10 protein-coding genes are annotated in these 13,072 nt (G+C 62.0%); 4 read left to right on the forward strand and 6 right to left on the reverse strand.

The window, feature by feature from the left end; genetic code table 11:
* Positions 1 to 94: 94 nt before the first annotated feature.
* Positions 95 to 1,513, forward strand: coding sequence for a coiled-coil domain-containing protein (locus AC1DVW_RS04355; protein WP_477321401.1), 1,419 nt, complete (start codon positions 95 to 97; stop codon positions 1,511 to 1,513).
* A gap of 66 nt (positions 1,514 to 1,579) precedes the next feature.
* On the opposite strand, the gene AC1DVW_RS04360 is transcribed toward AC1DVW_RS04355, so the two are convergent.
* Positions 1,580 to 2,290, reverse strand: a complete 711-nt coding sequence (locus AC1DVW_RS04360) for a GntR family transcriptional regulator (RefSeq protein WP_477242670.1) — start codon at positions 2,288 to 2,290, stop codon at positions 1,580 to 1,582.
* Between the two features lie 100 nt (positions 2,291 to 2,390).
* Between AC1DVW_RS04360 and AC1DVW_RS04365 the strand changes: the two genes are divergently transcribed.
* The 3 genes from AC1DVW_RS04365 (at position 2,391) to AC1DVW_RS04375 (ending at position 4,153) form a co-directional block, all read left to right on the forward strand.
* On the forward strand, positions 2,391 to 2,954 hold the full coding sequence (locus AC1DVW_RS04365) for an autotransporter (protein WP_477242671.1): 564 nt from the start codon (positions 2,391 to 2,393) through the stop codon (positions 2,952 to 2,954).
* Positions 2,955 to 3,036: 82 nt separating this feature from the next.
* Positions 3,037 to 3,819 (forward strand): DUF899 domain-containing protein, encoded by a 783-nt coding sequence (locus AC1DVW_RS04370; RefSeq protein ID WP_477242672.1) that lies wholly within the window; start codon positions 3,037 to 3,039, stop codon positions 3,817 to 3,819.
* A 73-nt stretch (positions 3,820 to 3,892) separates the two neighbouring features.
* On the forward strand, positions 3,893 to 4,153 hold the full coding sequence (locus AC1DVW_RS04375) for a hypothetical protein (protein ID WP_477242673.1): 261 nt from the start codon (positions 3,893 to 3,895) through the stop codon (positions 4,151 to 4,153).
* 44 nt (positions 4,154 to 4,197) lie between these two features.
* Here the strand turns inward: AC1DVW_RS04375 and AC1DVW_RS04380 are convergent, their stop codons facing one another.
* From AC1DVW_RS04380 to AC1DVW_RS04400, 5 genes are all read right to left on the reverse strand, one after another.
* Entirely contained in the window at positions 4,198 to 6,192 is a 1,995-nt protein-coding gene (locus AC1DVW_RS04380; protein WP_477273577.1) for a putative bifunctional diguanylate cyclase/phosphodiesterase, read from the reverse strand.
* Between the two features lie 324 nt (positions 6,193 to 6,516).
* A complete protein-coding gene (locus AC1DVW_RS04385; RefSeq protein ID WP_477321403.1) occupies positions 6,517 to 7,557 on the reverse strand; it encodes a class I SAM-dependent methyltransferase in 1,041 nt (346 codons plus the stop codon).
* A 135-nt stretch (positions 7,558 to 7,692) separates the two neighbouring features.
* The gene (locus AC1DVW_RS04390) at positions 7,693 to 8,367 is read right to left on the reverse strand and encodes a 4'-phosphopantetheinyl transferase family protein (protein ID WP_477321405.1); all 675 of its coding nucleotides are present in this window, start codon (positions 8,365 to 8,367) and stop codon (positions 7,693 to 7,695) included.
* Between the two features lie 11 nt (positions 8,368 to 8,378).
* Positions 8,379 to 8,897 carry a GNAT family N-acetyltransferase gene (locus AC1DVW_RS04395; RefSeq protein WP_477321406.1) on the reverse strand — a complete coding sequence of 173 codons (519 nt, stop codon included), beginning with the start codon at positions 8,895 to 8,897 and terminating at the stop codon, positions 8,379 to 8,381.
* The gene (locus AC1DVW_RS04400) at positions 8,822 to 12,898 is read right to left on the reverse strand and encodes a Pls/PosA family non-ribosomal peptide synthetase (RefSeq protein WP_477321408.1); all 4,077 of its coding nucleotides are present in this window, start codon (positions 12,896 to 12,898) and stop codon (positions 8,822 to 8,824) included. Before AC1DVW_RS04400 ends, AC1DVW_RS04395 begins: the two co-directional genes overlap by 76 nt.
* Positions 12,899 to 13,072: the final 174 nt, after the last annotated feature.

A 13,072-nucleotide genomic window follows, 5' to 3' on the forward strand; every position in this document is an offset into this window, starting at 1 on the left:
GGTGGGGCTTCCCCAACGGAAGAAGAGGATGTAAAAAGGAATGTTAGCAATTCCTTAAGTAAAAAAATGGAGGGAGTGTAAGGAGTGTTAGGCCATGAGTTTCAAGGGGTTGATGAAGCGTGCCGCTAATTCCGACAGAGCATTTGAGAAGCTCGAAGCCGAGTTGGCGGACGCGTTCGATGAGTGTCTCAAACTAGACGACCAGTCGCCGCCGGAGAACGCGGACGAGAATCTCGCGACAAACAACGACAACGCCCAGCCAGAGAACGGTGCGGATCGTCCAGAGACCGTACGGCTGCTGACTTCGCACACGCAAACCCGGCTGGCTGCATTGAGTGCGGTTGATGGGCTCTTTCACGATGCCCAGGACTATCTGGAGGAGATCAACGCGAAACTGTCGGAGATCGCGACTTCGCACCATCTGACACGCGAATTCTTGAACATCCTCCATGGCGATGTTCTTCGCGCTAACGAACTGGAACTGGCAAATACCGGCCTGACCGCACACCAAAGAGGTCTGTCGGAACAGCTCCACGATGCGGCCAGAAAGCTGCGCGAGCGCGAAGGCGCCGTCGAAGTCTTGCAGCAGCATGAGGCGGGCCTGGTTCAGGACAAGGAGGCACTTCGAGCTGCGCTGGCTGCAGTGAGGCTGGAACTGGTCGAGGCAGCCAATGCAAGCGCAAAACGCGAAGCGGAATTCGGCGAGGTCGTCAAGACGCTAGCGGCCAAGACGGTCGAGGCCAACAGACGCTTACGTGAGAACAAGATGCTGCGGGAAAAGCATGTCAGCCTGCAGATTGAACTCGACAAGGCGCACAAGCGGGAAACCGAGACGCGCCATAGGCTCGACGAGCTCTCGACGATTCATGCCAGCGAGGCGGTGCGACTTTCGGAACTGCTGGCTGCGCTTGGCAAGAGCGAGAAGGAGGAAATGCGGCTTCAGAAATCGTTCGAGATGGCGCAAACGAAGCTGTCGGAAATGACGGAAGCGGCCCGTTTCATGGAAAGTGACACGCAAGCCGAGCTCACCCGCAATCACCTGGAGATGGACGGCTTGCGTTCTGAAATTCAGAACCTCCAGTCGCGACTGGAGCTGGCCTCGAACGAGAGCAGCGCAGCGGCTGCCGAGATAGCCACGCTTCGGACTCAATGGAGCGACGCCGTGGCCGAAAAGCAGGTTGCGGATGAAAAACTGTCTGCGCTCATGAAGGAGAGCGAGAGCGACAAGATGAACCTTTCGGCGGTGAACGCAAATTATTCGCAGCTTTCCCTGCAGCAGGCATCTGAACAAATGCAGTACGATGTCCAGAGGCAGGAATGCGAGGATTTGCGAGCTGAAGTCGCGTCGCTCAATGCCCGGATCAAGGAGCTCTTGCCTTATGAGCGCCTGCACAGGGTCACCAACGCCAAGCCGCGCGAAGGCGTCGTGGTCGAAATCAACGGCGCGGTGGCCGAGGCGGCGCGCGCAACACACAGGCGGCGCGCCCGCCGCAACCTGCGTGCGACGTCCTAGCAGGCGCCTACACGGTGAGGGAAGATAGAGCCCCATCCCGATCTTTCATCGGGATGGGAATAGGCTCTATGCGAAGGTCTGCAGATTGGCTTCCTGCAGCTTGGCGCTGGCAAGCAAGGCTTCGAGCACCTGTTTCTTGAGCAGCAGGCACTGCGAACGCGCCAGTTTGACGATGCCGGAAACCTCCGCCACCTCGCAGGCCAGCACCAATTCCTGCTGCTGGCTGATGATCAGTTGCGTCAGGTCGCGCGATTTGAAGCCGAGATGGAGAACGCGCTCCGACTGGTCGAGTATCTGATCGAGCAGGCGCGCCAGCCGCAGATTTCCCGACAGCTCCGCCAGCGCCAGGCGAAAGGCGCGATCGGCGGCGAGGAACGCAACGTGGCTGCGCAGCGTCTCCGGCTTCAGCACCTTCTTCGCCGCTAGTCTCACATCTTCCAGCCCGCGCGCGGTGAGGCCCGATGCAGCGACACGGAACACTTCCGGCTCGATCAGGCTGCGCACATCGAAGATTTCGTTGACGTCGCGCAGGCTGAGCGGCGCGATGACATAGCCGCGCCTGGGCTCGCTCTTGATCAGCCCTTCCTGCGTCAGACGGGCCAGCGCCGAGCGGATCGTCGCCTTCTTGATCTGGTAGCGGTCGCCGATCTGCTTTTCGGTCAGGCTTTCGCCGGGGCGCAGCACGCAGGCGACGATATCGGTCTTGACCTGCTCATAGGCCTCTTCGCTGCGCAGTATGTCGGCGGTCGATGCCGCCGCGGCTTTCGGAGGAGTCATGTTGGTCTTCCGTTTGGGCCCAGTTGACGCCGGTATCGGCATTCGCTAGCGTGAGCTTCTCAGATATTTGCACTGAGCATCTCAGAAGGGATAACTGACAATGTCTCTTTCCCCCAGCTCGCCTCTCTACGCCGTAACCAATGATATCGTCAACGCCGCGCAAGGCCCCGATCCGTTCGAACGCGTCAGGACGGTGCTGCACGACCATACCAGGCGTTTTCACGCGACGGGCGTGCTCGCGCATGAGGAAGACGACGACGAAGTGCTTCTGCACGCCAGCCCGAATCTGACGATCTACCACATCACGCTGTCGCCCGGCCTGCAGTATCCCCCGCACAACCATCTGATGGATGCGCTGATCGGCATCTACAAGGGCAGCGAGACCAACTTCATCTATCCCATTATCGGCAGCGAGATCGACGTGCCGGAGAGGCAGGACATCGCCGCGCCCGCCGTGATGCATATGCCGCCGCACATCGTGCATTCGGTGGCCAACACCGGCAATGCGCGCTCGGGCGCGCTGCATGTCTATCTCGGCAACCTGCCGGCCACCCACCGGCATCTGTGGGACCTCGAAAGCAACCAGGCCGAACCCTTTGATAATGATCGCTATATGGCCGGTGCGCGCCCCATCGGGCAGGTGGCTTCGGAGCCCGGAAAATAGCGAGATACCATCGCCTTTATCGCCAATTGGCACGCGCGCCCTAACTCACGACCCGCACGCAACGGCAGAGAGGAGAAGAACGATGACCAGTCACACGAATGGCACAGGCGAGGGAGGCTCGGCGCGGCTCGCCATGAAGACACCGCCGATCGTCTTGCAGGAGGCGTGGGAGGCCGCGCGTGAAGCCTTGCTGGTGAAGGAAAAGGCGCAGGCCCGCGCTCGCGATGCGTTGGCCGCCGAGCGGCGGCGGATGCCGTGGATGGAAGTCGAGAAAAAATATGTCTTCGAAGGGCCTGACGGAAAGGCCAGCCTGCTCGACCTGTTCGACGGCCGCCGCCAGCTGATCGTCTACCGCGCCTTCTTCGAGCCCGGCGTCCATGGCTGGCCCGATCACGCCTGCCGCGGCTGTTCCATGGGCGCCGATCAGGTCGGCAATCTCACCCATCTCAACGCCCGCGACACCACGCTGGTCTATGCCTCGCGCGCCCCGCAGACCGACATTGCGCGGCTGAAGCAGCGGATGGACTGGAAGATGCCCTGGTACACCATCACCGACAGCTTTGACGCCGATTTTGGCGTCGCCGAATGGCACGGCCACAACGTGTTCATCCACGACGGTGACAGGGTGTTTCGCACCTACTTCATCAACAGCCGCGGCGACGAGGCGATGGGCACCGTCTGGAACTACCTCGACGCCACCCCGCTCGGCCGCCAGGAGGTCTGGGAGGACTCGCCCGAAGGCTATCCGCAGACCCCGACCTACAAATGGTGGAACTGGCACGACAGCTATGACGCGGCGCCCGACAAGAAATGGGAAGAGGTGTCGGACGCCGGCGAGGCGGCATTCCGCGACCGCGCCGAGTAATTGGCCTGCGCGAGCCCAGCTCCGTGGATTAGCGGGGCTTCTGCTGCCTCCGTGGTATCAAGGGAAACAGACCATGAGCGAGCCTCATGCAGACGGCGCCGGCGAGGCCGCGCTCGGCGCAGCTGATCTCATATCCCTCGCAGCGGCGCCGACTTTCGCGGTCATGGCGCTGCTGACCTGCATCCTCAGTGGCGATGCCGCCATGCTCTGCATGGGCGGGCAGGGTGTTTCACCACTCAGCGGAATGGTGCCGATGTACCTGCTGATGAGCGGCTTCCACCTGGCGCCCTGGCTGAAGCGGATCCGGCAAAGTGGCGCCCGCCAGTCTCGATAGCTTGTCGCGCGACAGGCACCGCCGGGTCGCCGCCGGCACCGCTGTCATGCGGACTTGACGACAGTGAGTGTGCGTTTGTAGGGGGTCTGTTTCGTCTGGAAACTTTTGGCCAGAGCGGGGCGGCCGACGCGAAAGCCCTGGATCTTGTCTATGCCGAAATCGCGCATGAGCGCCATCTGCTCGTCGGTTTCCACCCCTTCGACCAGGATCTTGTGGCCGCGATTCCGGACCAGGGCAATAATGTCCTGGAGCATCGCCTTGCCCCTGGGGGCGGCGCAGTCGTGAAGAAACGAGCGGTCGATCTTCACCGTATCGAAATCGATCAGACGAAGCCATGACAGGCCTGCGAAGCCCGTCCCAAAATCGTCGAGCCATATCCTGACCCCGAGCAGCTTGAGGTCGCTGATGCAGCGCAGAATGTCCGAGTGCATCTCGATCTCCAGCCCCTCGGTGAGTTCGAAGGCCAGCCGGCTGCCGCCCACGCCGGTCTCGCCCAGAATGGCCGCAACCGAGGTGGCAAAGCCGGGTGTCTTGAGCTGGATCGGAGAGACATTGACACTGACGACGCTGATATGATCGTCCGCCAGGAGCTCGGCGCACACTGTCCGTATTGCCCAGCGGCCGAGTTCCAGGATCGCGCCGGTTCGTTCCGCGACCGGAATGAACAGGCTCGGTGGGACCGATGTGCCGTCCAGCATTTTGAGGCGCATCAGAGCCTCCACCGCCTCGACCCGGCCCGATGCGACATCCTGGATCGGTTGATAGACGAGTGAAACGAGATCCTGGCCGATCGCGATCTTCAGCAAAGCGGCAATGTTCTCGCTCTCGTCGCTGCTCTGGGGGTCGGATGGATCGAACAGCCGGGCGCAATTTCGACCGCCGGCTTTTGCCAGGTAAAGTGCGCGATCAGCCTCGTGGATGATCTTCTCCAGCTTGGCGCCGGTCTGCAGCCGGGTGAACGCAGCCCCAACGCTCACCGTCACGACCGAGATGCCGTCGCGCCGCAGTTCATGGGTAAGGCCGAGATCCTCCACCGTGCGGCGAATGGCTTCGGCAAGGTCCGCGACCTGCTCTTTCTCTTCCAGGCGAGCCAGGACAATGAATTCCTCGCCACCGTAGCGGCCGATTGAGCCATTGTACCCCTTGATCATTTCGCTAAGGGCGTTGGCGACAAGGATCAGGCAGCGGTCGCCCTCTTGGTGGCCGTAACAGTCGTTGAACTTCTTGAAGAAGTCGACGTCGATGAGAATCGCCACAAAACTGTTGCCGAACCTCTGCCAGCCACTCCAGTAGTCCCGCAGTTTCTCGTCAATCGCTCGCCGGTTCTGGAGACCTGTAAGGGGATCGGTTCTCGACAGATTGAGCAGCGCCTGTCCGCGTTCGGTGGCCTCCTTGTGCTGGATTTTGGCTTCCAGCGCATTCAGGAAGACGTTGTAGCGCTCCTCATTCAGCTTCCAGTTCACGTAGGAGGTAAACGTGAAGCACGAGATGTAAAATGTCCCGAGGGCGATTTGGTAAGACAAGGTTGCAGGAAACAAATACAGAGCGACGAAGAACGCGGCGAGGACCACGCCAGACGACACAATCGAAAGGACAAACTGGAATCGAAAGAACAGGTTGGCGCCCATCATGAAGATGGAGCCAAAAATCATGAAGTAAGAGAAATTCTGAGTGTATCCGGTCGTTATCGCCGGAATCAACCAACCAATATAGCCTGAGACCAGGGCGACCGCGCAGGTGAGATCAAGCCCTTCCGTTTTGAACCCCAGGCGATACTGTGTTTCGAGGACGACGAGCGCGATTGCGCTGACCGCAAAACGCGCGCCGATCGTGTAAGCCGCGACATCCGGGATCAGCAGTATATCGGTGACGGAAAACGAGAGATAGCACGCAACCGCGAGCCAGAGCCCCTGCCGGGCAGCCTTTCTGCGGGCACTCTCGCCCTCCATTCGGTAAAGCTTGCGCAGGTCTCCCGGAAGTGGCTCTTGCCGCTGCGGAAGGACTTCGTCTTCAACCACATCGGCCAACGTTTGAGTCATGCACAGATCCTAATGATTCGCTCCGGCTGGACAGGATTCTACGCCCCGTTTCATAAGATAGCGCTGATGTTCCGCGTTGCGGTCGCGCCTAGCCTCACGAAAATCACAATCATAAGGAGCCGGCCTTACGGAATGTTTCGCGCGACCCGGACATTTTTCTTAAATTTGTTTGATTGACAGCTGGATGGCAGCGGTTGCCCGGCGTTCAACCCGAAATTCTCGACCTCATGGCTGAGACCTTCGACCAAAGAACCCAAGGCGCGCGGACTTGGTGCCTGGTGTCAACCGCCGGCCCGGAATGTCACCGCCGTCCACATCCTGGGATCACGCTTTGCGGACCTTGCCGTAAACGATGTTTCGGTTCGATCCATAGAACACTTCGGCGTCTACGCAATTCCTGTCGACCGCGGCATTGATGATGTCCCACATATCGTCAGCCGAACGCAGGATCAGCGGCCAATCCATGAAGGTTTCCATGTAGCCATCGGTCGTGATCTCGTCGCTGAAATTGGCAAAAAGCAGTTCGCCACCGGGCTTGACCATTTCCATGGCTCTCTGAAACAGGCGGATGCCGATAGCGGGCGCCAGATAGTCGTAGAGACCCGAGGCATAGACGAGGTCGAATGCGCCAAGAGGGTAGGCGCGACGAAGAAGGCCCCGCACCGAGCCTTCCACAGCCTTAACCACCGTGCCGGCAAAATCGCGGTTCACGATGTCGACGCTGACAGGATCCTGGTCCAGTCCAATCCAGCGTTTCAATTTCTCCTGAGAGAGCGCCTCGGAGAGTTCGGCTTCGCGCAGATGACCGCACGCGATCGCCAGCACCTCGGCATTCCCGACCCGGCGGGCCGTCTCATCCACCGTTTTGGCGAGGATGTTGCGCCGCTCTCGTCCGGCAGCAGAACTCGCCGCCTCGCTCGTATAGGCGTAGATCTCCTGGCCAAGCGGGGTCGAAGAAGCCACCATCTCGTCGGCGCTGGGGTGCTTGTAGTAAATGTCCAGCAGGCTTGCATCGCCCGAATAGCCGCGCGGCTTTTCGAAGGACCAGCGCGTGAACGGATCTTGCAGCAAATATTCGGCAACGCGATGTTGCTGGGCCAGGGGAATGAGTGCCTGCCAGACCGCGGGAGCAGACTGCCTGCGAAGCTCGTGGAGTCGGCCTGCCAGACGGTCGACTATCGGTCCTGCCGGCGCTTTCTTTGCGAATGCCTGGTGAGCGAGATCCAGGACAAGTGCGAGCTCTGCCGTCCGCTCCTTCAGTTCGTCGGCGTCGACAATATCGGGCGCTTCCGCTCGATGCCTCTTGACCAATATCGACGTTATCAGGCTGTGATCGTCGAGTTTCGTTTCCGGGTTTCGCGCCATGCGACATCACCTGTGATCCGCCGTCTGCGACTGTAGGCGCGCCAAGGGTGATCCCATATAGTTTAATAAAAGTTTAGCTAATTTGATCCGCACTCGGCTGGCCTGGCCAAGCACTGCGCAGGCCGCCTCTCGCGCTTACAGGGACGAGCCTTGGCCACCGTCGACGAACGCCAGAACGACGACACGCGGAGCAGCGCAGTAGACCAGCCTCGCTTTGCGGCCTGTCTTCGTCATCGCGGCGCCTGCGTCGAGATCGACGGAGATGTCCTCATAGTCCAGCACCTCGCGATCAAGCGGGTAGGCGGCCTTGTAGACGGCTTCCTTGGCGGCAAACAGGATGCGACCGGCAAGACGCCGGTCGGTTGCGTCGGTCCGGTCCGCAGTGGTTGCAACGAGCGGGAAGATTTCGTCGGGCAAGGGCAGGGCGGGCTCGACGTCGATGCCGAGCGAGGCGATGTGGCCAATGGGTGCGACTGCCGCCACGGCCATCTCGTCGTCGTGAGCCAGCGACCCCGTTATCCCCTGGGGCCATACCGGCGCACCGGATGAGCCGCGCAAAACAGCGACATCGTTCAAGCCCATATCGGCCAGCAGTCCGCGCGCGATCCACCGCGCCGCGCCGCTCGCCCGCCGCATCGGCGGCTGGCGTGACGGGATGGAGCGAGCTTCCTGCGGCAGCAGGTGGTTCTCATCGGCTTCGCGTATCGTGCGGCATCCGATGCGAACGCCGATCGGCGCCATGGCGACCATCGCCGCCAGCAGCGATGTCTGCGCCGACAGGCTCGCGTCAACGTCGAGCGGCCGTGTCATGGCTGGTCGATCTATCCCGGCAGGGCGAGATCGGCGATCATTTCCCCGTCCTCGTCCAGCCCTTCTTCGACGAAACCGGCAGCGCGATAGAGGTGGCGCGCCGCTTCATTCCCAGGTTCGTAGCAGATCGAAACGTGGCTGATGTGGCCGAGCCCCGTGATCTCATCCAGCACTTCGCGCAACGCGGCCTTGCCGTAGCCTCGGCCCTGATGGGCGCGATCGATCATGAAGCGGTAGATGCGCGCCTCATCGTCGTCTGCCTCGTACATCAGGAAACCGACGATGCGATCTCCTTCCATGACGACGCGCGGCTGTGCGTCCGCGTCTGTTTCGGCTTCGTCGAGGGACTCCGCATTGCTGGCGACGAAATCCATCTGATCCGGAGCCAGTTCCAGGACCGCGACCAGGGCCCGGTTGGCCGCGGTCACCGAAACCAGACGGATGTCTGCGGTCGTCAAACCGATGCCCTGGAACCATCGTCCGTGACCGGCTGGACGAACCGATGCAGCTTGGCCGGGTTGCCGCGCCATATCGAGTTGGGTTCCAGCTCTTCGCCCTTCATCACGAAGGAGTCCGCATCGACCATCGAGCCTTTGCCCATCACCACGCCATAGTGGACAAAGGCGGAAGGTCCGAGCGTGCAGCCATCGCCGATGCGGATGAAGTCCGACTTGAACGCGCCTTCCTCCAGCGAATGGGCCTGGATGACGCAGCCCTCGTTGAGCGTGACGTCGTCGCCGATCTCGACCAGCGAGCGCTCGGTCAAATTGCTGCCGCCGTCATAGACTCGGCTGCCGACCCTGACGCCGAGCAGGCGCAGGATCATCGGCCGGAACGGCGTGCCGGCAAACAGGCGCACGATCGGCGAATCCGCCAGCTTCCAATGGCGTTCGTGGCGCCAGAAGGCGACATCGTAGATCGTCGTCATCTGCGGCTTCAGGCGCCGGAAACCAAGGCTTGCCCGCTCGACCAGGATGTAGAACGGAATGGTGATCGCCGAGGTCAAGATCACGGCGACGAACAGGGCGACTTCCGCCCATTCGGTATAGTAGTTCAGCGCCCGGTCCCAGATCGCCAGCGTGACGAACAGCATGACCCATTGCGTTGCCACGAACAAAAGGATCGTCACCAGATTGTGGCGGTTCTTGAACGGGATGCGCTGGCGCCGGTCTGCCTCGTCGACGCCGGCGATAAGCTCCTTGTCGCGGTTGACCATGCGCGGGATTTCAAAGGCAGGCGAACCGAGAAGGCCGACATTCTCGCGCACCGGCCCGTCGATCGGGATCATCACCTTGGTGCCGAGCAGGACGTTGTCGCCCGTGCGTCCGTCCGGCGGATAGTAGATGTTGTTGCCGAGATAGTTGCGCTCGCCGATGCGCGTCGGCTCGAGCCTGAAGGCCGAGGCGGACTTGTGCATGTTGATCATGAACAGCCCGTCCGACACCATGGTCTCGGTGCCGATCTCGCACAGAAGCGGGTTTTCGTGCTGCTGGTTGGAGCCGAAATTGGAACCGGTCTGCACCACTTTGTTAAGGTTCCAGCCGATGGCGCTGATATAGTGCACGATGGCCGAGCTGTCACCGAACAGCAGCCCGAGCACGCGGGAATTGCTCGAAAATTCGGCGACGGTCTGCAGCCAGTAGCGGAAGCCATAGAGCGTGTAGGTGCGGCCTGGCTTCAAGATCAGGCTTGTCAGGCGCGGCACCAGCGTCGCCGCCGCAAAGGCCACGGCGATGTAGCCGAAAAGCGTGACCGTGGTGCCGATCGCGACAAGGCCGATCGTCTCCTGATAGTCGTCGCCGACATATTCCCAGTAGCTGTGGAACAGGAGCGGCAGCGGGGTGACGAGGCCGAACAGGCCGACCAACTGCAGCGTTTCATAGAGGAAGCGCCGGACCTGGTAAGGATTGACGTTGCGCACCTTGCAATAGTCCGCCGTGGTCGGCACCGCCGGCGATCCATGCCAGTGCTCGCCGTCCGGGATGCTTTGCCCGCGATGCAGCGAGGACGAGTGGCCGAGCTGGGCGCCGTCGCCGATCCTGGTGTCGATGTCGAGCGTGGAGCCGACGCCGACGAAGGCATCGCGGCCGATGGTGAGCGGCCCGGTGTGGATATAGCCGGACTGGGCGCGGAAGCCGAGGATCATCGATTCCTTGCGCAGGATGGTGTTGTCGCCGATCGAGATGAGATCCGTGCAGACGGGCACGGACTTCGATTCGATGACGGCGTTTTTCCCGAGCTTGGTGCCGAGCAGCTGCAGATAGAGGCTGTAGAGCGGGCTGCCGCGGAACAGCACGACGGGCGCGGTGCGCATCAAGGTCTTGACCACCCAGAAGCGGAAGTAGCGTTGGCCCCAGATGGGAAACACTTCCGCCTTCCAGCGGCCGATGAGCACCCATTTGGCCAGCACGGCAAAGCCCGACATGCCGAAGAACACGGCGGCCGACAGCGCCACGCACCTGAAATAGAGCTGCAGCGGTTCGTCGAGCGCGTCATACATCCAGTTGAGGCCGTCATTGATCGCCCACAACGCGACGTAGCTGTAGAGGCAGTAGAACAAAAGCTGCGCCGCGCCGCAGGTCCAGTAGGCAAAGTTCGAGGCCCGGCGGGTGAGAACAGGCTCGTTGGTCGCCGTCGTCATCTCTTCCGCCACGCCCAGATGCTGCGCCAGGCGCGCAACCGTCGGATAGAGATAGATGTCGCGCATCGACGTCGTCGCCCATTCCTTCCGGGTGCGCACGCGCGCGCAGAAATGGGCCATCAGCAGCGAGTTGGCGCCGAGATCGTCGAAGAAGTGGTCCTCGACCGACACCGCGTCGAACTTCAGCACCGTCGCCAGCGCGTCGGCCAGGAAACGCTCGTCCTCATTGGCGGGCGGCACCATGGCGCGATCGGCCGAAAGCCGAACGCTGGTCGGCTTCGGCAGCTGGCGCAAATCGACCTTGTTGGAGACCGTCATCGGGATCGCAGGCAGTTCCTCGAGGTAGGAGGGCACCATGTAATCGGGCAGCCGCCGCTTCATCGTCTGGGCGAGATCCCCTCGGGAAATCGCCGCTACGCCGGTCTTAAGCGCGTAATAGGCAACGAGTTCGACGCGGCCGGGCTCGATCTCCCAGGTGGTGACGGCAGCCTGCGCGATCTCGGGCTGGTCGAGCAGCACCGCCTCGATCTCGCCGAGCTCGATGCGATATCCCCGGATCTTCACCTGTGTGTCGATGCGCCCGGCATACTCGATCTCGCCGCTGTCGTTGATCCGGCCAAGGTCGCCGGTGCGGTAGATGCGCTGCGACGGGTTGTTCGGCAGGCCGACGAAATCGGCAATGAATTTCTGCTCGGTCAGGTCGGGCCGGTTGAGATAGCCGACGGCGAGCCCGATGCCGGCAATGCCGATCTCGCCCAGCTCGCCGGGCTCGGCAAGCTGCGGCAGCGAGGCGTCGAGAATGACGATGGAATAGGTCGGCAACGGCGCGCCGATGGTCACGGACTTATCCGGCGTCAGCGCCCCCATCGTCGCGGTGACGGTCGCTTCGGTCGGGCCATAGGTGTTGAGGATCTGCCGGCCCGGCTTCGACCAGCGCACCACCAGATTGTGCGGGCAGGCCTCGCCGCCCACCAGCAGCGTGCGCAGGCTGGGCACGTCCGACGTCATCGACGACAGCAAGGTCGGGCTGCAGGCCATGCAGGTGATGTCATGAAGGCGCAGGAAATCCGCCAGTTCCTCGCCTACCAGTGGCATCTGGCCAGGCGCCGGCACCACCGTCGCGCCGGCGACGAACGGCACCCAGATCTCTTCGGAGGAAAAGTCGAAGGCAATGGTCATGCCCTGGTAGACCCGGTCGCCCGGCCGGTATCCGTAGGAGGCGGCGGCGACGTGTATGAAGTTGACGAAACTCTGGTGCCTGATGACCACGCCCTTGGGCTTGCCGGTGGTGCCCGAGGTGTAGAGGATGTAGCAAATGTCGTCGGTGGTCTTCGCCTGCGGCTTCAGCGGCGCAGGCGACTGGGCGGAGATCTCGGCGGCGGCGCTGTCGATCAGCACATGGGGAACCGGCAGTTGACCGGCGCGCGACGCATAGGCGGCGATGGTGACGATCATGCTGACGCCGGCGTCTTCGATGATCAGCGCCATCCGCTCCTGCGGAAACGCGGTGGCCAGCGGCACGAAGGCAGCGCCTGCCTTCATCACCGCCAGCAACGCGACATAGGTCTCCGCCGACCGGTCGAGAATGAGCCCGACCCGGTGACCCGGCCGCACGCCGTGCTTGATCAGCATGCGGGCGAACTGGTTGGCGCGGCTGTTCAGCTCCTGATACGTCCAGACACGCCCGTCGGAGATCACCGCCGGCAAGGCGGCGAAGGTGACGGCAAGCTGCTCGAACACCGTCTCAAGCCGCTCACCCGGCTGCCGGGCAAAGTCGGCGCCCGTCAGGATCTGCGCACCCCTTGCCGGAGCGATCCTTGCCAGTGCGCTTGGCACGATCGGCGTTGCCGCGTCGCTGTCCAGTCCGGCGATATCGAAGTCCATTTCCATACTCTTTCGTCCTGGCCGGGCAACGCCCGGCTGTTCCTGCTCGAGCAGGCATTTTCAGCCCTGCCGCCGCTGCGATTGTTGATGAAGGACCGACGCTGCCAAAAAGGAACAACCCGGAATCCCGACCGCGGCAGCTTATGCCACCCGATCTTTTCGCCAGTTTTTCCGAACTGT

The organism is Mesorhizobium sp. P3_B5, from assembly GCF_056402815.1.